Annotated in this window: 17 protein-coding genes; 10 read left to right on the top strand and 7 right to left on the bottom strand. The window is 68.0% G+C overall.

The genetic code is table 11. The features are described from left to right. Nucleotides 1-6: 6 nt before the first annotated feature. The gene (locus R4I43_RS20370; RefSeq protein ID WP_324267253.1) at nt 7-1,422 is read right to left on the bottom strand and encodes a GntP family permease; all 1,416 of its coding nucleotides are present in this window, start codon (nt 1,420-1,422) and stop codon (nt 7-9) included. Between the two features lie 363 nt (nt 1,423-1,785). Here R4I43_RS20370 and R4I43_RS20365 point away from each other — a divergent pair, with 363 nt between their 5' ends. Continuing rightward, nucleotides 1,786-2,316 (top strand): P-loop NTPase family protein, encoded by a 531-nt coding sequence (locus R4I43_RS20365; protein ID WP_324267252.1) that lies wholly within the window; start codon nt 1,786-1,788, stop codon nt 2,314-2,316. Between the two features lie 457 nt (nt 2,317-2,773). On the opposite strand, the gene R4I43_RS20360 is transcribed toward R4I43_RS20365, so the two are convergent. Further along, a complete protein-coding gene (locus R4I43_RS20360; RefSeq protein ID WP_324267304.1) occupies nt 2,774-4,132 on the bottom strand; it encodes an ATP-binding protein in 1,359 nt (452 codons plus the stop codon). 971 nt (nt 4,133-5,103) lie between these two features. Between R4I43_RS20360 and R4I43_RS20355 the strand changes: the two genes are divergently transcribed. From R4I43_RS20355 to R4I43_RS20335, 5 genes are all read left to right on the top strand, one after another. Further along, the gene (locus tag R4I43_RS20355; protein ID WP_324267251.1) at nt 5,104-5,466 is read left to right on the top strand and encodes a hypothetical protein; all 363 of its coding nucleotides are present in this window, start codon (nt 5,104-5,106) and stop codon (nt 5,464-5,466) included. A gap of 200 nt (nt 5,467-5,666) precedes the next feature. After that, nucleotides 5,667-6,497, top strand: a complete 831-nt coding sequence (locus tag R4I43_RS20350) for an aldo/keto reductase (protein WP_324267250.1) — start codon at nt 5,667-5,669, stop codon at nt 6,495-6,497. 342 nt (nt 6,498-6,839) lie between these two features. Then, entirely contained in the window at nt 6,840-7,424 is a 585-nt protein-coding gene (locus tag R4I43_RS20345; RefSeq protein ID WP_324267249.1) for a TetR/AcrR family transcriptional regulator, read from the top strand. A gap of 559 nt (nt 7,425-7,983) precedes the next feature. Next, on the top strand, nt 7,984-8,730 hold the full coding sequence (locus tag R4I43_RS20340) for an NADPH-dependent F420 reductase (RefSeq protein WP_324267248.1): 747 nt from the start codon (nt 7,984-7,986) through the stop codon (nt 8,728-8,730). A 548-nt stretch (nt 8,731-9,278) separates the two neighbouring features. Next, entirely contained in the window at nt 9,279-10,508 is a 1,230-nt protein-coding gene (locus tag R4I43_RS20335) for an MFS transporter (protein WP_324267247.1), read from the top strand. Between the two features lie 317 nt (nt 10,509-10,825). Here R4I43_RS20335 and R4I43_RS20330 read toward each other — a convergent pair whose 3' ends face one another. Beyond that, complete coding sequence (locus R4I43_RS20330; protein ID WP_324267246.1) at nt 10,826-11,413, bottom strand: TetR/AcrR family transcriptional regulator; 588 nt, start codon at nt 11,411-11,413, stop codon at nt 10,826-10,828. 203 nt (nt 11,414-11,616) lie between these two features. Here R4I43_RS20330 and R4I43_RS20325 point away from each other — a divergent pair, with 203 nt between their 5' ends. Then, nucleotides 11,617-12,807: a Cmx/CmrA family chloramphenicol efflux MFS transporter gene (locus tag R4I43_RS20325; RefSeq protein ID WP_324267245.1), complete on the top strand. Its 1,191-nt coding sequence runs from the start codon at nt 11,617-11,619 to the stop codon at nt 12,805-12,807. Between the two features lie 148 nt (nt 12,808-12,955). Here the strand turns inward: R4I43_RS20325 and lysX are convergent, their stop codons facing one another. Further along, nucleotides 12,956-16,318, bottom strand: coding sequence for a bifunctional lysylphosphatidylglycerol synthetase/lysine--tRNA ligase LysX (gene lysX / locus R4I43_RS20320; RefSeq protein WP_324267244.1), 3,363 nt, complete (start codon nt 16,316-16,318; stop codon nt 12,956-12,958). A gap of 25 nt (nt 16,319-16,343) precedes the next feature. Between lysX and R4I43_RS20315 the strand changes: the two genes are divergently transcribed. The 3 genes from R4I43_RS20315 to R4I43_RS20305 are packed head-to-tail and all read left to right on the top strand — an operon-like array spanning nt 16,344 to nt 18,203. Next, nucleotides 16,344-17,066, top strand: a complete 723-nt coding sequence (locus tag R4I43_RS20315) for a DUF998 domain-containing protein (RefSeq protein WP_324267243.1) — start codon at nt 16,344-16,346, stop codon at nt 17,064-17,066. After that, nucleotides 17,059-17,838, top strand: coding sequence for an alpha/beta fold hydrolase (locus R4I43_RS20310; RefSeq protein WP_324267242.1), 780 nt, complete (start codon nt 17,059-17,061; stop codon nt 17,836-17,838). Before R4I43_RS20315 ends, R4I43_RS20310 begins: the two co-directional genes overlap by 8 nt. Further along, nucleotides 17,835-18,203, top strand: a complete 369-nt coding sequence (locus R4I43_RS20305) for a hypothetical protein (protein ID WP_324267241.1) — start codon at nt 17,835-17,837, stop codon at nt 18,201-18,203. The genes R4I43_RS20310 and R4I43_RS20305 overlap by 4 nt, the downstream gene beginning before the upstream one ends. Nucleotides 18,204-18,421: 218 nt before the next feature. On the opposite strand, the gene R4I43_RS20300 is transcribed toward R4I43_RS20305, so the two are convergent. From R4I43_RS20300 to R4I43_RS20290, 3 genes are read right to left on the bottom strand one after another with little or no spacing between them, the layout of a single operon-like run. Further along, nucleotides 18,422-19,099: an arsenate reductase ArsC gene (locus tag R4I43_RS20300; protein ID WP_324267240.1), complete on the bottom strand. Its 678-nt coding sequence runs from the start codon at nt 19,097-19,099 to the stop codon at nt 18,422-18,424. After that, nucleotides 19,080-20,177, bottom strand: a complete 1,098-nt coding sequence (gene arsB / locus R4I43_RS20295) for an ACR3 family arsenite efflux transporter (RefSeq protein WP_324267239.1) — start codon at nt 20,175-20,177, stop codon at nt 19,080-19,082. Before arsB ends, R4I43_RS20300 begins: the two co-directional genes overlap by 20 nt. Next, nucleotides 20,174-20,551, bottom strand: a complete 378-nt coding sequence (locus R4I43_RS20290; RefSeq protein WP_324267238.1) for an ArsR/SmtB family transcription factor — start codon at nt 20,549-20,551, stop codon at nt 20,174-20,176. The genes arsB and R4I43_RS20290 overlap by 4 nt, the downstream gene beginning before the upstream one ends. Nucleotides 20,552-20,591: the final 40 nt, after the last annotated feature.

Genomic DNA, 20,591 nt, shown 5'->3' with positions numbered 1-20,591 from the left:
CCGCGGTCACAGAAACGCGCTGAGCGCGAGGATCGGTCCCATCGCGATGACCGAGGCCACCGAGACGCCAACCGAACAGGTCTTCAACGTCCCCCTGGTGGTTTGACCCAACAGCGACTGCAACAGCCAGAAGGTGTTGCTGGTCAGGTGCACGAAGAACAGCGAACCGGCGCCTGCTGCCAGCGCGATGAGCACCGGGTCCAGTCCGAGCACGGGCGCGACCGGGGCCAGCAACCCCGCGGAGGTGATCGCGGAGATCGTCACGGAACCGACCGCGACGTGCAGCACCGCGGCCATCAACCAGACCAACAGCAGCGGCGCCCAGCTGTTCGCGGAGAAGTACCCCCCGAGAATGTCACCCAGCCCGGCGGCCGCGATCACCGCGGCCAGACATCCACCAACCCCGTTGAGCAGGAGGATCTGTCCGCTGTCGCGAAGCCCCGCCCCGAGCGCCTTCTCGACAGTGGGCTGTCCGAGGACCTTGCGCGCCACCAGGCAGGTACCGACCACGCCGAGCAGCAACGCCAGGATCGGGCTGCCCAGCAGTTCGAGGACGGGGTTCTTCCATTCCAGCACTTCGGCGAACGCACCGGCTGCGATCAGCAGCAGAGCTCCGAACAGCGGGCTGAACAGGAGCAGCAGAGAGGGAGGCTTGCGAAGTTCAGTCGCGGCAGCGGTTCCCGGCCCGCCAACGCCGACGGCAGCGGTCGAATCCAGGTCGGTCTCGGGGAGTTCGTCGACGTCTGCGTTCCACCAACCTCGGGCGAAAAAGAAGCTCATCACTGCGATGGCCAGGACGACGGTCGGGATCACGACCAGCAGACCGAAGAGCAGGTACTTGCCCAGCGAGACGTCCAACAGTGAGGCAAGCGCGAGCGCTGCCGCGCCGGGCACCGTGAACACGATTCCGCACTCGAGGCTGATCGCGAGCGCGGTCGCCATGCGGGCCTTGCCCAGGCTGCCCAACCGACTTCCGATGCTCCGCGCCAGCGGACCCGAGATCACCAGCAGCACATCGAGGAAGATCGACTGGAGCACGGTGCAGATGGTGAGTGCGAATCCGTAGGGCACGCGCTTTGGCCCGAAGACACGCAACAACACGTCCACCAGCCGCTCGATCGCGCGCAACTCGCGCAGCAGGGCACCGAGCAGCACACCGAAGGCGATCAGCAGGCCGATGTCGGCCATGACGTCGCCGAACCCCTCGGCAATGGTGTCCACGGTCTTCTCGACCCCGAGCCCGGTGGAAAGCCCCAGGTAGCAAGCGCCTAGTACCAGGGCGATCACCGGACTGAGCCGGAATCGCACGATCAACACGACGATCGCGGTGATCGCCACCGCCGTGTTGATCAAGATCATTGAGTCCGCCATGACAGTCGTCCGTCCATTCATGCTTCGTTGCATCGGATCGGTGTGGCTCACATTATGAGCATGTCCTCACGATGTGGGTCAATAGCCGTGCTGACCGCATGGTCCGTCCTCGTCGTGGCGCTTCATCGCGTCGACTGGCCTTAGAGGGCATCCGAAGGACCCCTCAGTGGAGAATCCAGGAACAAGAGCCGCTAGGTCCAAGTCATTCATGCCAGATCATGCGTAGGCACTAGCGTCGTGCGCTGGCGCACGCTGTGAGCAACCAGCGCGGAGCTGCGATGGCGACGCAGGAGAGACGGAAGAGGGAGGAGACATGGTGAATGACTCCCATGCGTCCAGCTGGCATGCGCCTCAACGCTCGGGTGGCCGGGACGGCTGGCTTGCCGAGACGCCCGGTATGACAGGTTGGCGGCAGTGACGGTGGACAACACGTCCGGGCAGCCGCAGCGGATCGCTGTCGTGGGGAGCAGCGGGGCGGGCAAGAGCACCTTCGCGCGTGAGCTGGGGCGTCGAATGGAAATCCCGGTGATCTCCCTCGACCGGCACTACTGGAGGCCCGGCTGGCGACGGCCGCCACGCCAGCAATGGCGGCATGAGCAGGCAGTGCTGCTCGATGCCCACCCCGGATGGATCGCGGACGGAAACTACTGGTCCACGCTCGACGTGCGCCTACACCGGGCCGACACCGTCATCGTCTTGGACTTGCCTCGGCGGATATGCCTGGCGCAGGCCCTGCGGCGCGTGCTGCGGCACTGGGGCCAGTCGATCCAGGCTCCGGGATGCCCGGAGCGCTGGTCCTGGGGGTTTCTCGGCTACATCTGGTCGTTTCCCAACCGCCATCGACCGCGCTTGCTGGCCACGCTCGACGAGCATGCCGCGCACATCCATGTCGTCATGCTGCGCACGCGTCGTGACGTGCGGGAATACCTCGCCGACCTCGCGTGACGCCACCGGTGCTGCGGCGCGCTCTGGAACAGTCGACGAGGTCGATGCGATCATGGGCAGGGAACGGCCACAGCAAGGAGTGCCGGGATCGCCGACCTCACCACCTGATCTGGCCCCAGAATCGCCTCGCAAGCCGCGATCCCAGATGTCGGTGGATGAAGGCGCCGAGCTGCTTGCCGCGCGCGGCACATCCCGGCGTGTGCCACTCACTCAGCTGGCAACTTTGCTGAGCACGACCTCAAGAGCCCGTCCGAATCGGCCGCGATGCTCGAGCCGATTCGGACAGGTTCCGCCTAATGCTGGCCAACGCGCTCCCAGCTGGGCCGGAATGGCGAGGGGTCATTCCCTGCTGCGCGGGAATCGAACATCCTCCGGTCCTCCGCAGGACCGTCCCGCGTGGGAATGAGCATGTGCCTGCACTTCATTCCGACAGGCAGACCCTGCGCCAGCACATCGGTCACAGTCGGGTGTGGTTTTCGATGTCCTGCTCGAACTCCGCGATGACCTCGGCCGTCAGCGTGGGGCGTGCGTCGGTGACCGCCCGCAGGTAGTCCTCGGTGGTGGCCATGGTGCTGTCGTCGTGCAGCACGTCGCGTTCGAACGCGGTCTGGGCGCCTTGGCGGGCGGCGAACTCGATGTCAGCCGGTGTGAACAGATCCGTGCGCTTGACCAACACATCCAGGTCGACGTTCTCGCGCGCCGGCCCGAGGTAGCGCGACCAGATCGCCCGCCTTGCGGGCTCGTCCGGCGGTCCGATCGGGATGATGTAGTCGAACCGGCCCGGCCGCAAGAACGCCGAGTCCAGCGAACTCACCGAGTTGGTGGCGCACACCAACAGCCGGTGGTCGTGCTCGCGGAAGCCCGGGATCAACTTGAGCAGCTCGTTGGTCACGCCGTGCGCAGGACCCGCGGCGGGCGTGGAGCGCGTACCCGCGATCTCCTCCACCTCGTCGATGAACAGGACCAGGTCGTCGAGCTCCTCGAGCTCGGCGAACACCGCGCGCAGCGACGCCGCCAACCCGTCCGGGGAAGCCCCGGCCAGCCGCGAGGGAAACAACTCGACGAACGGCCAGTTCAGCCGGGAAGCGATCGCCTTGGCAAAGCTGGTCTTGCCGGTGCCCGGCGGCCCGAACAGCACGATCGCCTTCGGTGGCAGCACACCATGCCGCTCGGCCTGCACGGGATGCGAAATCGGAAGAACCACGCGACGCTCGATCATGTCCTTCTCCTGCGTCATCCCGGCCAGCGCTTCCCACCGGCCGGGCGGCAGCAACTGCCCGCCCAGCTCCTCGAGCACCCCGAACTCGACCGGGTCGAGGTGCTCGACCTTCTCGAAGTAGGTCAGGTCGGTGCGGGGCCGGTAACCGGAGTTGACCATTGCCTTGAACCCGGCGGCACCTTCTGGAACGAGGCTGGAGATGCGGTGCACGCCCTGGCCTCGCAGCTTCTTCTCCAGTTCATCCAGCAACGCGCTTCCGATGCCACGGTTCCGCCACCTGGGGTCGAGGGCGAACAACGCCAGCCACGCCCGTTCCCCTTCCACCTTCGCCGCCGCCATGCCGACCACGTCGTGCTCCACGACCGCCACCATCGCCGGGTGACCGGCCCGCGCCATCGACACCACCTCGGCTGCGGAGAACACCGGCTCACCGCTTTCGCGGCTCTGGTCCCAGATGTGGATCGCCTGGTCCAGATCGTCGTCGTGAAAATCACGCACCCGCCACAGCGGCATGGCACCTCCAGGGTTTTCTTCCCCATGACGGGGAACAGCTCGCGAGAGCCGCGAATCACAGAGAAAGCTAATGGGCACGACCACGGCGCGCAACGAAGAGCACCAGATCAACAGCTCTCGGAGGGGACACTGCCGAAACTGATGCGAAGCCCGTCCACATCGGCATCGCAGCACAAGAGTGCTGCCAGTTCAGCACAGACCGAACCTCGAACTCAGCGCCGATCCGCTGCGCGCCCCGCTGAATACGCACCGCGTCGACCAAGTGAGCTTCGCGATGTCGGATTTCGACTGCGTTCTTCAGCGGCAATCGGGATGCTGTTGATCACATCTGCGTTCGTGGGGCCGTGCTCGTTGACGAAACCGAACAGCAAGCCTTGCAGGAGGCCGCCCAGGATCGTGCAAGCGTGGCGGTACGCGTGGCGCAGAAAAAGATGCTCGCCCCCGATATCAAACCTATCGGGGGCGAGCATTTTGCACGACAGGACCCGGGCACGAGGCCCACCCCCTCAGGGCCTGCCACGCCCGACGAAGAGCATAGAGAGCCGCCCCGAAACCGGATACCCCCAAGATTTCAAATGGTGACACGTCAGCAGACGGCCGCTGCTCTGAGTGGGCGATTTCCAGAAGGTAGGGGCGCGCCCGCTCGCCGGGTACACGCGTGGCGGAGTATCCCGACGGGATGAGTTCCCCGACTCCCCCCGACAACCCCGTAGAAGCCGTGAGTCTGGCTCGTGACTCGCTAGCGGCGGCCGCGGGCGACCCACGTCTGCGAACGGAGTCGCTCGATGACCTAGCCGCGCTTGCACGCCGAGTGAACGAAACAGTGGTGACTCTCGCTGAATTGACCCTGGAGCTGTCCGAACGCACGTTGATCGAGAGCACCCGGGCGGGAGAAACGTGGACAGATGCGGTCGCCGACATCGCGGGGATGCACACAGCGTTGCGTTCGGCCTCGTGGTACGCGTCATTGTATTTGGCGGCACTGGAGCACCGGTGAACATTGAGTCCCCACCCGCCCAGATCACCGTGGTGAAACTGTTGAAAGGACCCAGCCAGTGACAATTTCCGCTCAAGACACCCTCGACATATTCATCGGTTCCGGCGCCCTGGGGTTCCCGTGGTATCGCGTCGATGAGCACCCGGCCGACAACATCGATGCGGACACCTGGACGCTGGCTTTCACTGAATTCGCGTTCGGAAGCGCAGAGACCGAAATCTCCCAGCACGTGATCACGCACGACGACGTGCTCCGGGCTGTGCGGAAGATCGCTAGCGGTGGCGCCCACCAGGTCGAGGACGTCGTACAACGCGAGTGCCAGGCACTGCTATCCCAGGGGCCCGACGTGGCCAATCGAGATGCCGAGGTGGCCGACGTGGTCATTCAGGTCGCCACGTTCGGGAAAGTGCTCTACGGCTGAGGTAACCGCGGCGAGCCGGGGTGTGAAGCTGGTGGTCAACGCCGTGCTCGCCATGCAGGAAGCGGGCGCCGGTCACGGCAACTCCTCGCACCCGGCTGCGGATCACCGTCCCTGTGGTTACCGCGTGGGCGGGCGGCACGTTGCCTAAACTCATGTTCGCGCCCGGCCCAGCCTGTTCAACGCGAAACGGAGTGCGAACGATGCGACACCTGCGACTGCCGTCCGGCGGCGACCTTCCCGTGTTGGGGCAGGGCACCTGGGGCATGGGCGAGCGCGGTTCGGACCGCGCGGCCGAGACCGCGGCGCTGCGACACGGACTCGACCTCGGCATCGGTCTCATCGACACCGCGGAAATGTACGGCAGTGGTGGCGCCGAGGAAGTGGTAGGCGAGGCGATCGACGGTCGGCGGGACGAGGTTTTCCTGGTCAGCAAGGTGTTTCCGCACAACGCCGACCGGCGGGGCGCGATCGAGGCGTGCGAGCGCAGCCTGCGTCGGTTGCGGACCGACCACCTCGACCTCTACCTGCTGCACTGGCGGGGCGGAACACCGTTGTCCGAGACGCTCGAAGCGTTCGAGGAATTGCGCGACAGCGGCAAGATCAGGCATTTCGGGGTCAGCAACTTCGACCCCGACGACATGCAGGAGCTGTGGGCGCAAGGCGGCAGCGGCTGCGCGGTCAACCAGGTGCTCTACAACCTCACACGGCGCGGGATCGAGTTCGACCTGCTGCCGTGGTGCCGGGAGCGGGAGTTGCCGGTGATGGCGTACTCACCGATCGAACAAGGTCGCGTACTCGGAGATCCGGTGCTGGAGCGGGTCGCCGAGCGCCACGGGGCCACGCCCGCACAGATCGCCGTGGCCTGGGTCCTGGCTGGCGACGGCCTGTGCGCGATTCCCAAAGCTGCGACTCGCGAGCACGTCGAGCAGAACCACGCGGCGCTGGAGATCAAGTTGTCGGCGGACGATCTCGCCGAGCTCGATGCGCACTTCCCAGCGCCGAACCGGGCAACACCGCTGGAAATCCTCTGAGCATTGTGAAGCTCGGGCAGGCGTTTTCAGCGGCCTGTCCGCTGCGATGATCCGGCCGCCTCGGAGACCGCTCCTCCCGTGACGCCGCTGCGCACCCGGTTCGCGCAAAGCGGACCCGTTGACCACACCCACGCTGGACGACCTCGTCGAGTTCAACCGCAGCCTCCACCACCCAGACGCCGACTGATCACCGACAAGTCATCGTCGGCCTGAACCCACCGGCTCAGGCCAGTCAAGGCCCGTCGTCGACGACACCCGAGCAGACTATTCGGACGTAGCCTCCGCTTTGCTCCTGATAATATCCGGAGGGTAAATCCGGTTCAAACCGATCTGGAGAGCAAGATGGGGGACAAGCAGGAGCGCAAGCCCCGAGCCGATGTCCAGCGCAACCGCGCCGCGCTGCTGGACGCGGCGCAGCGGCACTTCCTCGCCCACGGCGTCGGCGCCTCGCTCGAGGCGGTGGCCAAGGACGCCGGTGTCGGCCCCGGCACCCTCTACCGCCACTTCCCCACCCGTGAAGCCCTGCTGGCTGCCGTGCTGCAGACGCGATCCGCCGAGCTGGAACAACGCCGCGCCGACATCGACCACATCGACGCCCCCGCCGAGGCACTGCGGCAATGGCTACGAGCCATGGAGGACTACTTCAGCTCCTTCAGCGGCCTGCCTGAACCACTCATGGCCGCAGCCAGAGCGCAGGACGCGGACAACCCGCTCACCATCCCCTGCGACATCCTCGTCAAAGCCACCGACGACTACGTCCGCGCCGCCCAGCAAGATGGGCACGTGCGTGACGCGGTGACCGGGTACGACTTGTTCCTCGCTGCCGTGTCCGTTGCCTGGACCATGGGCGCGGCCGACCTCGACACCGAATCGCTCGGCCGTCTCCGCACCCTCATCGAGTCGGGGTACCGCGAACCAACCGAGTAGCGGCCCGCACGAGTTCTCACACATCTGCCCACAGCAGAGTTTTTCAGCCGCTGACACGGGAATGGTGTTCACACGAAACGACTCCGGCTGCCGCCTCGGCCCCTGCTGCAGGCCTACCGGCACCCGGTCCCCGAACCCGTGCTCGGGATCCGGCACGCACCGAGCGCGAACCCCGGGTTCCCCGCCGCGGGCGAGCTCGCCCAGCGCTACGCCGAACTCAGTGGACACGACATCGCGGAGCTGCCGTTCTACCGAGCGCTCGGCCACTACGAGCTCGACGCACCGCCACGCGCGAGCGGACAGGACCTCGCTTCGACCGGATGCTGCCTCCGTTTTATTCTTGGGATGTATCCGGAGGTGGCGTCCGCTTCGAGTTCGGTGCCGCTGAGAGACCTGGTTCGGGAGGGCGCATGCCACCGGTGGCGAACAGGAGCGCCAGCCGCACTCCGACGACGCTGAGTCTCTGAGCAGCCCCGTGAGTTCGTCGAACACGGATACCGCAAACCCGACGAGCAGCCGATTCATCCGGTGGGTCGGCATGATTCCCAAGGAGGGACAGTTGAAGATCGGCATCATCGGTGTCGGCCACATCGGCAAGACCCTGAGCCGCAAGCTGAGCGCAGCCGGGCATGAGGTCAAGGTGGCCAACTCACGTGGCCCCGAAACGATAGACGCGGACGCGCTCTCCTCCGGAGCACGTGCTGTTACCGCAGCCCAGGCCGCGGTCGACGTCGACGTCGTGATCCTCTCGACCCCGCTCAACCGCATTCCGCAGCTGACACCGGTGATCGCGGAGACACCATCCGACGCGGTCATCATCGACACGTCGAACTACTACCCGGCCCGCGACGCCAAGATCGAGGCGATCGAGGCCGGTCAGATCGAAAGCCTGTGGGTCGCCGAACAACTCGCCCGCCCCATCGTCAAGGCGTGGAACGCGATCGGCGCGGCCTCGTTCGCCGAGAAGGGCGCACCTGCCGGAACCCCCGGCCGCATCTCCATCCCCGTCGCAGCCGACGACCCCCGCCACCGCGAAATCGGAATGCGGCTCGTCGACGACACCGGATTCGACGGCTTCGACGCGGGAACACTCGCCGAATCCTGGCGCCAGCAGCCCGGAACCCCCGGCTACTGCACCGACCTCACCCACGACGAGATGCCCAACGCACTGGCAACCGCCGACGCCGAGCGAGCACCCAAGCGGCGCGACCTCGCCGTCGCCGCCATCACCGAGCGCATCGGCGGCGGTGGAGCGAACCCGGACTCCGAGCACCTCGTCCGCATCAACCGCGCCCTGAACATGTGAACCACAGGTCGGGCACCTCGATCCGCTCCGGACCGAGGGGCGATTTGCCGGTGCGCTTTCCACACGCCGGCGAATCGCCCCTCGTCTTGGTTAGGCCAGCTCTGCGAATGGGTGGCGGCGGCGCGGTTCTCGGAGGCGTCGTGTTCAGCTTCGATCTGCTCGAGTTCCAGCGAGGCACGCTTGGCCAGCCCGGTCAGCAGGTCGCGCAGGGCGAGATCCTCGAGATCCACCGGCCCATCCGCAGACCAGTGTTGTGTGGTGACGGGGTGCTACTGCGGGAACCGGCGGCGACTGTTCTTCACTCGTATGGGTGGCTGCGGGGTGGGGCTTCGCGCACGGAGTGTTTCGATTCACGGTCTTCTGGTTGGACATCGGGTGGTTCGGTGTCGAGACTGGGATCAGGACAGCCGAGAGCGTGAGTCCCGCTTGGTCGACTGTCTTTGCTTTTGGCCTCGTTCTGTATCGATACAGATCGTCGGTTCCCCGAGATCGGTGATCTGAATCCTCCCCGCACTGCTCGCAGAGTCTGCTTCCCCGAGAGGAGAACTGTGCCCTTCGCGCTGCTCGCGCTCGCCGTTGGCGCTTTCGGTATTGGCACCGCCGAGTTCGTCATGATGGGCGTGCTCCCCCAGGCCGCCGGCGAGCTCGGCGTGTCCATCCCGACCGCCGGGCACCTGATCACCGGGTACGCGCTCGGCGTCGTCGTCGGCGCTCCGGCGTTGACCATCCTCGGCGCTCGGTTGCCGCGCAAGACCATGCTCATCATGACGATGGGGCTGTTCACCGCCGGGAACGCGCTGTTCGCGCTGGCGCCGAGCGCCGGCGTCGGCGTGGCCCTCCGATTCCTGGCCGGACTGCCGCACGGCGCGTTCTTCGGCGCCGGTGCCGTGGTGGCCGCCAGCCTGGCCGGCACCGGTAGCCGGGCCAAGGCGGTTTCGATGATGTTCATGGGCCTGACGCTGGCCAACGTCGTCGGCGTGCCGTTGGGCACGCTGCTCGGCCAGCAGTTCGGCTGGCGGGCCACCTTCGCCGTGGTCGCCGCGATCGGTGTGGTGGCCGTCGCCGCCATCGTGCGCCTGGTCCCGGACCAGGGTCGCCCCGAGCCGGGACAGTCCGCCGCGCTCGACCAGCTCGCCGCTTTCCGGTCGCCGCAGGTCTGGTTGGCGTTGGCGATCGTCACGTTCGGCCTCGGCGGAACCTTCGCCTGCCTGAGCTACCTGACCCCGATCCTCACCGACGTGTCCGGGTACTCGCCGACCGCGGTGACGCTGCTGCTGGCGCTGGCCGGGCTCGGCATGACGGTCGGCAACTACCTGGGCGGCTGGATCGCCGACAAGGCCTTGATGCCCGGCGTATACGCCGCGCTGATCGGGGTCGCCGTCGTGCTCGGCCTGTTCACCATCACCTCCGGCAACAAGGCGGCGGCCGCGGTGACCGTCTTCGCCATCGGGGCCGTCGGCTTCATGGTCGCGCCGATCATGCAGGCTCTGGTCATGGAAAAGGCCGGTGGGCAGGCGTCGCTGGTGTCCGCAGCGCTGCAGTCCGCCTTCAACGTCGCGAACTCGATCGGTGCCTACGCGGGCGGTCTGGTGATCGCCCACGGGCTCGGGCTGCTGTCGCCGAACCTGGTGGGCGTCCTGCTGTCCGTGGTGGGCCTGGCGCTGGCCCTGGTGACGAGCGGCCTGGACCGCAAGTCCCGGCGCGAGGTTCCCGCGCTGGAGGTCATCGAGGGCGGGCGTCCGGCGGCGGCTCCGCAGCCGGTCGCGGCCGCGGCCTGAGCCGCGGCGACAGGTTCGGAGCAACCCCGCGGGTTGCTCCGAACCGGCGTCTCAACGCGCCAAGCCGCAGCCCCGGCAGCCCGGGGCTGCGGCGAACGGTTCTCAGCCCGGGATCAGGCTGGTCCTGCAGGGCGCGTCCGCCTGAGCTGCTCGCAAGAACGGGGCTCGACGACGCTGACATGCTTCCCGTGGTGCAACGGCGTGCTGTTGCGAGGGCCCTGCAACGCTAGTTCCGTCGGCGTTCGGTCACGGCCGGAAACGCGCCGCTTCGGGATCGTTCCGCTCGCACGCGTGTGGCCGAAGGCTGAAGTTCCACATCAGGGCCATGCTCGGGTGGCGACCTCGGCAGTGCGGCGCAGTTCCTCCCGGCTGACGCCGTCGCGGGCAGCCTGGGCGATCCCGCTGAGCACCGCCATGACGTAGCGGGCGAGCGCCACTGCGTCGGTGTCCGAGGGGAGGATGCCGGTGGCCACATCGCCGCGGATCTTGGCCGCGAAGGCGTCGGCCTTCTCGGCCCGCATCCGCCGCAGTTCCCGCGTGACGGTGGGGTCATCGGTGCCGTTGTCCCCGCTGACGACGAGGCAACCGGTCGGCAGGCTGCGCCGGGTGTAGCGCTCGGGGGCCTCGCGGAACACGCGGGCCACCGCTTTCTCCGCGGTGGGTTCCTCGGCGAGGGCGCGGTCGAGGAACCCGCCGTACTTCTTGTCGTAGGCGTCGAGCGCCTCGACGAACAGCTGCTGCTTGCCGCCGAACGCGTTGTAGAGGCTCGGCATGCCGATGTGCAAGTCCTCGGCGAGGTCGCGCACCGAGGTGCCTTCGTAGCCTCGCCTCCAGAACAGCTGGACCGCCTTGTCCAGCGCCGCGTCCCGGTCGAAGGAGCGCGGCCGTCCGCGTGTCGTCGCCATTCCCACATTTTAGAGCGGTCGCTAGAGATCGTGCTAGGGTCCTATTTCTGTAGCGACCGCTAGCGAATTGAGGGTGTTGTGAGAAAGCTGGCTGCTAGGACAGCGTCGGGGTTCGGCGCAGGTCAGGCGACCACCCGGCGGCTCGATCGCCGAGCCGCCCGGACGGGAGCACCGGTCGGCACGACTGGCGAGGTGACGTTGTGATGCCGATCGCCATCGCGGTCCTCGGCTTCGCGATCTTCGCCCAGGGGACCAGCGAGTTGATGATCGCCGGGATGCTGCCCGAGATCGCATCGGATCTCGGCGTCACGATCTCGCAGGCCGGGCTCCTGGTCTCGGGCTTCGCGCTCGGAATGCTGATCGGGGCGCCGGTGCTCGCGGTCGGGACCTTGCGATGGCGCAGGCGCCGCGCACTGCTGCTCTTCCTGGGGCTGTTCGTGCTCGCGCACATCGCCGGTGCTCTCGCGCCCGGATATCACGTGCTGCTGGTGTCGAGGTTCATCGGCGCGTTCGTCTACGCCGGGTTCTGGGCAGTGGCGGCGAGCACAGCCATGGCGCTGGTGCCGATGGAGCGGCGAGGGCGAGCGATGAGCGTCGTGGCCGGTGGCCTGACCGTGGCGACCGTGATCGGGTTGCCCGCGGGCACGTGGATCGGCCAGAACCTCGGCTGGCGAGGCACGTTCTGGGTCGTCACCGCGTTGTCCGCGGTGGCGATGATCGGCGTGCTGGCGAAGGTCCCGGACATCACGCCGCAGAACGCGCCTCGGGTCCGCGACGAGCTGCGCGGCCTCGCAGTGCCGAGGTTGTGGCTGTCGTACGCCATGACGTCGGTGTCCACCGCCGCGCTGCTGGGGACGTTCACCTACCTCGCCGCGATGCTCGTCGAGAACACAGGCATGGACGCCCGCTGGGTGCCGCTGGTGCTCCTCGGCTACGGAATCGGCGCGCTGGTCGGGATGGCACTCGGCGGACGCGCCGCCGACACCCGCCCGATCGGCGTCCTCGCGGCCGGATTCACCGGACTCCTGCTCGTCTCGGTCCTCATCGCCGTGTTCTCTCAACAGATGGTGCCGGTCGTGGTCCTGGCCGTGCTGCTCGGCTTCACCGGCTTCGGGGTGAACCCGGCGCTGAACTCCCGGGTCTTCGGCATCGCCCCGGACGCGCCGACCCTCGCCGCAGCCGGAAGCACCGCCGCGTTCAACGTCGGCATCACCCTCGGCCCCTGGCTCGGCGGCCTCGCACTCACCGCCGGATACGGCTACGCGGCCATCCCGTGGATCGGTGCCGTGCTGGCCGCCCTGGTCCTGGTACTGCTCGTCGTCGAAGTCCGCGCCCGCCGCGCGGCGACGAGCAGCACCGCAGCGGGAACGCGGGAACCAGCTCTCGTCGAGTGAGGTTCCAGAGCCCATCCGACCGGCGTCCCGGTCGGATGGGCTACCGCTCGAGTTGCGATTGCAGCGCTCGAGGACGGAGGAACGACGGCCGCACTCCCGCATCGTCGCGGAACGCGGCTTCGTGCGGCCACACGTCGTTCACGAGCGGTCAGGTGCCACGCGGACGGGTCAGTGGAAACGGCAACGTGTCCCGAATCGGCCGACCGGTGAGCAACATCAGCAGGCGGTCCACTCCCAGCCCGAGTCCGCCGGTGGGCGGCATGGCGAATTCCAACGAGCGCAGGAAGTCCTCGTCCAGCTCCATCGCCTCCGGATCACCACCGGCCGCCTGCAACGACTGCTCGGTCAAACGGCGGCGCTGCTCGATCGGATCGACGAGTTCGGAGTAGGCGGTTCCGATCTCCACGCCGAAGGCGACCAGGTCCCAACGTTCGGCCAGCCTCGGGTCGTGGCGGTGCGGGCGGGTCAGCGGAGAAACATCGACGGGAAAATCGGTGTAGAAGGTCGGGCGCGTCGTGTGGCGTTCGACCAAGCGCTCGTAGAGCTCGATCACGAACGCGCCACGTGGCCAGTCCGGATCGCAGGAGACCTGCGTCCGCTCGCACAACGACCGCAAGTGTCCCGGCGGGGTCTCCGGGGTGATTTCCTCCCCCAACGCCGAGGACAACGCCTCGTGCACGGTGATCACCGGCCAGCTTCCGGACAGGTCGATTTCCTCGGCATGATCGCCGGTACCCCGCCGCCGAGCTACCGGCGCCCCGTGCACAGCAGTGGCCGCAGCCTGCACGAGCTCTTCGCACAGCTGCCGCATCACCGTGTAATCGGCGTGGGCCTGATAGGCCTCCAGCATCGTGAATTCCGGGTTGTGCCGGACCGAAACCCCCTCGTTGCGGAACGTGCGTCCGAGTTCGAAGACCCGTTCCACCCCGCCCACGCACAGCCGCTTCAGGTAGAGCTCCGGGGCGATGCGCAAATACAGCGGCATGTCGTAGGCGTTGATGTGAGTCCGGAACGGCTGCGCCGAGGCACCACCGTGCACGGGTTGGAGGATCGGCGTCTCGACCTCCAGGAACCGGTGGTCGGTCAGCGTCGAGCGCAACGCCTGCAAGGCGGCCGAGCGGGCGCGCAACATGTCCCGGGCTTCGGTGCCGACGATGAGGTCCACCGAGCGCGCTCGGGATCGGGTCTCCGGATCGGTGAGACCGGCGTGCTTGTCCGGCAGGGGACGCAGGCATTTGGAGGCCAAGGTCCAATCATCGGCCAACACCGTGGTCTCGCCGTGACGAGTGGTGATGACCTCGCCCTGCACCGAGACCTGGTCGCCGATGTCGATCTCGTTCTTCCAAGCTCGCCACCGAGTCGTGCCCGTGTCGGAGGTGGTGAACATGGTCTGCAGGTACCCGGACCAATCGCGCAAGGTGGCGAAGCACAACCGCCCGTGGTCGCGCATCAGCACGACTCGGCCGGTGACCGCGGTGCGTTCGCCCGTGCGGGTGTCCGGTGCGGTTCCGGCGTGCCGTTCGACGATCTCCGCGCAGGAATCTGTGCGCGGGACCTGCGCCGGGTACGGATCGCCCCCGGCTCCCCGGATCTTGGCGACCGTGTCCAGGCGAATCCGCATCTGTTCGGGGACCGATCGCCGAGGCGGCTCCTGCTCGTGCGGCTCGGTCACCGGCATCCGGTCCTCACCTGGTGCGGCCGCGGCAGGGATGGCGGTGGCACTCGAACCGAGCAGGGGTACGAACCCCTCGGCCACCGCCGAGGCGAACCCGACTCGGGCCAGATCGCGCCGATCGCCGAAACCGATGAACCGAGGCACCCAGTCGGGCTGGTACTTGGCGTTCGAGCGGTACAACGATTCCAACTGCCACCAGCGCGAGAAGAACAGCAGGATCCCGCGCCAGGACCGCAGCACCGGACCCGCACCCAACCGGGCACCCCCCTCGAACACCTCGCGGAAGACCGCGAAGTTCAGCGAGAGCCGCTGGAGGCCCGCGGGCGTCGCACCGCGCCCATGCCCTCCCGAACGCGCCAGGGAGCTGATCATCAACTCCACCAGCCCGTTGTCGCTCTCGGGCGCTCGGCGCATGGCTTCCAAGGACAGGCCGGTGCGTCCCCACGGCACGAAGGACAGCATCGCGCACACTTCACCGTCGGTGTTCACCGCTTCGACCAGCACGCAATCGCCATCGGCCGGGTCGCCCCACCGGCCCAACGCCATCGAGAAGCCGCGTTCGGTGTCGCCTCCCCGCCACCGATCAGCACGGCGGGCGACCTCGGCCATCTCCTCCGCCGAGATCTCCTCCTGCCTGCGGATGCGCGTCCGGTACCCGGCGCGGTGCAACCGGTTCACCGCCTGGCGCACCGGCCGCATCTCGCGGCCCTCCAGGTTGAAGGTGGACAAGTCCAGAACCGCTTCGTCGCCCAACCGAAGGATCTTCAAGCCGGCCCGCGCGTAGGCGCGGGCCCCGCGCTCGCCGGCGCCGATCACGGCCGGCCGCCAGGCGTAATCCCGGCACATCCCCAGCCATCGCTCGATCGCCGGCCCCCACGCTTCGGGGTCACCGAGCGGATCACCGCTGGCCAAGCAGACGCCTGCGACCACGCGATAACTGATGGCGCCCTTGCCGCTGTCCGAGAAGAGCACCGCTTTGTCCCGCCGCGTTGCGAAGTACCCCAACGAGTCGATCTCGCCGTGATCGGCCAACAACCTCCTCACTCGGCGCTCGTCGGCAGCAGGCAGTACCGAGGCGGTGCGTTGGGATCGGAAGAGCACGGCCAGCGTGGCGATCAGCGTGGCCATCCCGAACGTGCCGAGCACGAGGTTCACCCAGCCCGGGGCTTCCCCGGCGCGGGTGATGTCCAGGGTCACCGCACCTCCCAGGACTCGTTCGACCGTCCAGCTGAACTGGTCAGCCGGGTCGTGCAACGAGCCTGGGAACACCGTGACCAGTCCGTAGCCCAGCGCGATGAACACCGCGGCGAGTCCGGCGAACATCACCAGCGCCTTGGGCACGCTGGCACGCTGCACCCGTCCGTAGAACTGCCGCGAGGCCAACCCCAGCACCACCATCGCGGTCGTGGTGAGCAGCACGTTCGCACCCAGCGACCACCACAAGCTGCTCGGCAGCACCTGCTCGACGAAACCCGGCTCCCACGGGACCGCCAGGATGATCAGCAGCACCAGTCCCGACAGGACGAGTTGCAAAGCCAGCACCAGCAGCAGGATCCAGTAGGCGATGCGCTTGCGGCGCCCCAACGCCCCTGCCAGCACCAGCAGGAAGGCCGCATATCCGAGGTTGGCAGGAGCGGGGAACAGCACGAGGTCGATGAACTCGCGCACCGGCTGCATCCCGCTCCGGAACGCCGCTCCGACAGCAGCCAGGGCGCACAGGGCCGCGATGCACACCAGTGTTCCGGCCGCGATCCGTGGGACTCGAGCCGTCCAGTCCGGCTCAGTCGCAGGCACCCACTCGCTCGGCGACCGGCCCACCGATGCTGCCCGACCCATCCGTACCTCCTCCACCTACGCTGGCATGCAGTGGACGATCGACGCTGACCTCACGACCCTAGGACAGTTCATGCTGGCCGACTCCGATGCCCGGGTCGCGGCCCGGTGGGAGGCACGTGCAGTCGCAGGATGCTGCGGGTGCGCCGCTGTCCTCTACAGCCTGTGGCTGTTGGGACCGTGGATCAATCCGGACCTGGACGCGCTCAACGGCTACGTCAGCGAATTCGCCGCCCGTGACCAGCCGGGAAGCCGGCTCTTCCGCATCGGTGACGGACTCGCCGGGTTGCTGGCCGCCGCAGCCGCCGTGGCCGGGATCCGGTGCAGCGGCGGCGGGGTCGTGGGGTGGAGCGGTCTGCTGGTCTTCGGCGTCGCCACCGGGCTGGACGGAGCGCTGACCCCGATGACGTGCGCGAGCTACGTCGACTCGGGATGCGCGGTGCGAGAGCTCGTGGGAGCCCTCCCCGCCACCCACACGGTGCACGAGATGACCAGCTCCGTCGCGGCGCTGGGCATGCTCGTGGCCATGGGCGGACTGGCCAGGGCCGGTATCGGGCCGCGCGCACGCTGGGGCTGGGCGTGGTGTTCGATGACCGGGCTGGCAACGGTCGCGACGCTGGGAGCGCTGTGGATGGGCACGGGCGCCGGGGTGACGCAACGGGTGCAGCTCGGCCTCGTCGCGACGTGGCTGATCGCATTGGCCGTCAACCACGCCCGTCGAACGCGATCCGCGGGTGGTTTCGATGCCTGAATCGCCCGCGGTGCTGCTGACCTCGGGAATGGCCGGTGCTGCCTACGACTGGGAGCCGGTCCTGACCGCCTTGTCGCCGCTGCAGCGCGTGCATCGGCTGGAACGCCCCGGTCTCGACGGGTGCACTCCTCGACCAGGGCTGCCCATCCTGCACGACGAGGCCGACCGACTGAGCGCCGCCGCGGACCGACACGGCGGTGCGGTGGTGGTCGCACATTCGGTCTCGGCGCTGCACGCCGAGGCGATGGGTCGACGGCATCCGAGCTCGCTGCGCGCGCTCGTGCTGCTGGACCCGAGTTGCGGCAGCGCTTCGCCGCACCCGGAGTGGTCGCTGCTAGCCGCAGAAGCGCTGGGCCGCCGTGCGGCCACCTGCATCGCACCGTTCGGACCAGCCATCTGGACGGCCACTGCGCGTGCGCAAACGTCCCGACCGCTGCCACCGGCGGTGCGAGCTGCCGGACGTGCCCGCTTCCGCTCCCCGACCGCGATCACCGCAGCATGGCAGGAATACCTCGCCTTCGGGCCGATGCTGCGAGACCTGGCCGTGCTCCGACAGCGCACGACGTTCCCTCCAGTACCCGTGTGGGTTCTCACCGCCGTCGGGGGGATGCGCGCGAACTCGGCCGTGCGGTGGACGAGGTGCCACGCCCGCCTGGCGCGGCTCTTGGGAGGTTGCCACCGCCTGCTGCCCGGCAGCCGGCACCAGTTGGCATGGGAATGTCCGGACGTGGTGGTGGAGACCATCGAGGCCGCGACGGAAAGTGGGAGATGAGGACCGGACTGGCGCTGGCACTGGCAGTGGTCGCCCTGGTGGTCACCGGCTGCGCAGACCCGGCCAAGGCGATCTCGGCCGCCGGGTACCGCAACGCCGTGTCCCTGGGCGCTCGGGTGGAGATGGCGCAGCACGGCGTTCTGCTACGAGAGCGCCCGACCTGCCGCAGCACCGGCGCCGAGAACGCCCGCCTCGGCTCCGACTTCACCGTCGAGTGCACGGCGTCGACACCGGGCAACGCCGCGGTGACCGTGCACGGCGTGGTCACCGCGGCGGGCACCCCGGCCCAACGCGAGGACTACGTCATCCGGCTCGACGGCAGGATGTTCCTGCACTTCGACTGCCTGGGCGCTGGCTGCCGGTGATGTCCGCGTCAAAGCCGGTTCAAGGACACCTCGGGAATGCCCCACCCGGGTGGACTGGAGACAGGACACGCGGGACGACGAAGAGCGTTCTGATTCAACCTGTTTCAGGAAGCTCGTGCTGTGCAACGTTTGCCGCGGTCGTTTGGGCCGCGGTGGGGAGACGGACCTGACCCGCGCACCGTCTCGCGCGGGTCAGGCACCGCACCGGGGGCCGTCGTTCACTGCGCGGCCTCGGGCACGAGCTCGGCCAGCAGGGCGCGGACGCGCTGGTCGATGTCGTCGCGGATCGGCCGGACGGCCTCGACACCTCGTCCGGCGGGATCGGCCAGTTCCCAGTCGAGGTAGCGCTTGCCGGGAAACACCGGGCAGGCATCGCCGCAGCCCATCGTGATGACGACGTCGGCGGCTTCGACGGCGTCGGTGGTGAGCTTCTTCGGGAACTCCTGGGACAGGTCCAGGCCGAGTTCGTTCATCACCTCGACCACGGCCGGGTTGACCACGTCGGCCGGTGCGGAGCCGGCCGAGCGGACCGCGACCTTGCCTCGGGCGTGGTGGTGCAGCAGGGCGGCGGCCATCTGGGAGCGTCCGGCGTTGTGGACGCAGACGAACAGGACCTCGGGGGTGGAGGACACGGGGGCTCCTTGGTGCTGGGCGATATCGACCAGCCGCTCGCGGGCGTAGCGGGTGGCCAGGGTGGTCAAGTGGGTGTGCACGCGAGCGGTGGCGGCCAGCTCCCGGTAGGTCTCGGAGACCACGTGGTGGATGGTCTCCTCGTCGAACACGCCGCGGAATTGCTGCCGGAGTTCCGCGGCGGCGTGGTCGAGAAGTGCGGCGACCTGCTGATCGCTCGGCCGGAATTCCTCGGCGTCGTGGTGGCTAGGTGGTGGTGTGGACATGGTCGGCCTCCGTGGTGGTGGAGGGACGGTTGAACCAGCGTCGAGCCGCCAGCGAGACGTAGACCAGACCGACCAGGACCGGCACCTCGATCAGCGGACCCACGACACCGGCCAGCGCCTGACCGCTGGTGACGCCGAAGGTCGCGATCGCCACCGCGATGGCCAGCTCGAAGTTGTTGCCCGCAGCGGTGAACGACAACGTCGCCGAACGCTCGTAGTTCAGGCCGATGGCCTTGCCGAGCGCGAACGATCCCGCCCACATCACCGCGAAGTACACCAGCAGCGGCAGCGCGATCCGCGCGACGTCCAGCGGGTTCGACGTGATCGCATCCCCCTGCAAGGCGAAGAGGATCACGATGGTGAACAGCAGCCCGTACAGCGCGACCGGACCGATCTTGGGCAGGAACCGGGACTCGTACCAGTCACGGCCCTTGGCGCGCTCACCCAGTTTGCGCGTGAGGTAGCCGGCGACCAGCGGAATGCCGAGGAAGATCAGCACGTTCTTGGCGATCTCCCAGGCCGAAACCTCCAGGCCAACTCGGGGCAGGCCCAGCCAGCCCGGCAGCACGGAGAGGTAGAACCAGCCCAGCGCGGCGAAGGCGATCACCTGGAACACCGAGTTCAGCGCGACCAGCACCGCGGCCGCCTCGCGGTCTCCGCAGGCCAGGTCGTTCCAGATGATGACCATCGCGATACAGCGCGCCAGACCGACGATGATCAGCCCCGTCCGGTACTCCGGCAAGTCCGGCAGGAACACCCAGGCCAGCGCGAACATCAGCGCCGGGCCCAGCACCCAGTTCAGCAGCAGCGAGGAGGCCATCAGCCGCTTGTCGCCGGTGACGGTGTCCAGCCGGTCGTAGCGGACCTTGGCCAGCACCGGGTACATCATCACCAGCAGACCCAGCGCGATCGGCAGCGAAACACCGTCGATGGCCACGGTGTCCAGTGCGGGGCCGAGTCCGGGGATCCAGCGTCCGGCCAGCAGGCCGAGGACCATCGCCGCGCCGATCCACACCGGGAGGAATCGGTCCAGCGTGGACAGTTTCGCCACGACCGCGTTGTCCTGCGTCTGGGTCATGCCGTCACCGCCACGTCCTGCGCCGGGGCCAGCGATTCCGACAGCAGCCGCAACGTGTCGGGCTTGACGCGGTAGTAGATCCACGTCCCGCGCCGATCGCCCTCGATCACCCCGGCCTCGCGCAGCACCTTGAGGTGGTGCGAGATCGTCGGCCCGGACAGCTCGAACGCGTCGGTCAGATCGCATACGCAGGCCTCGCCGCCGGCGTGGGAGGCGATCAGCGACAGCAGGCGCAGGCGCACCGGCTCGCCGATGGCCTTGAACACCTTGGCCAGGTCAGCGGCCTGGTCGACGGTAAGCGGCTCCCGCATCACGGCGGAGGCGCACGGTTCGGCCTCGTCCCGTGAGACGATCAGGACGTCGTGTTTCGGCATGCGTCTAACTTGACATCCATCGAGATAGGGACGCAAGCTC

The sequence above is a fragment of the Saccharopolyspora mangrovi genome, assembly GCF_035320975.1.
In the GTDB taxonomy this organism is placed as follows: domain Bacteria; phylum Actinomycetota; class Actinomycetes; order Mycobacteriales; family Pseudonocardiaceae; genus Saccharopolyspora; species Saccharopolyspora mangrovi.
This window is presented reverse-complemented; position numbering and strand designations above follow the sequence as displayed.

Excerpts from the sequence above, each read along its gene's own strand:
- R4I43_RS20350 (WP_324267250.1), top strand. The coding sequence starts at position 5,667 with ATGCGACACCTGCGACTGCCGTCCGGCGGCGACCTTCCCGTGTTGGGG.
- R4I43_RS20345 (WP_324267249.1), top strand. The coding sequence starts at position 6,840 with ATGGGGGACAAGCAGGAGCGCAAGCCCCGAGCCGATGTCCAGCGCAAC.
- R4I43_RS20330 (WP_324267246.1), bottom strand. The coding sequence starts at position 11,413 with ATGGCGACGACACGCGGACGGCCGCGCTCCTTCGACCGGGACGCGGCG.
- R4I43_RS20325 (WP_324267245.1), top strand. The coding sequence starts at position 11,617 with ATGCCGATCGCCATCGCGGTCCTCGGCTTCGCGATCTTCGCCCAGGGG.
- lysX (WP_324267244.1), bottom strand. The coding sequence starts at position 16,318 with ATGGGTCGGGCAGCATCGGTGGGCCGGTCGCCGAGCGAGTGGGTGCCT.
- R4I43_RS20315 (WP_324267243.1), top strand. The coding sequence starts at position 16,344 with ATGCAGTGGACGATCGACGCTGACCTCACGACCCTAGGACAGTTCATG.
- R4I43_RS20310 (WP_324267242.1), top strand. The coding sequence starts at position 17,059 with ATGCCTGAATCGCCCGCGGTGCTGCTGACCTCGGGAATGGCCGGTGCT.
- R4I43_RS20305 (WP_324267241.1), top strand. The coding sequence starts at position 17,835 with ATGAGGACCGGACTGGCGCTGGCACTGGCAGTGGTCGCCCTGGTGGTC.
- R4I43_RS20300 (WP_324267240.1), bottom strand. The coding sequence starts at position 19,099 with ATGTCCACACCACCACCTAGCCACCACGACGCCGAGGAATTCCGGCCG.
- arsB (WP_324267239.1), bottom strand. The coding sequence starts at position 20,177 with ATGACCCAGACGCAGGACAACGCGGTCGTGGCGAAACTGTCCACGCTG.
- R4I43_RS20290 (WP_324267238.1), bottom strand. The coding sequence starts at position 20,551 with ATGCCGAAACACGACGTCCTGATCGTCTCACGGGACGAGGCCGAACCG.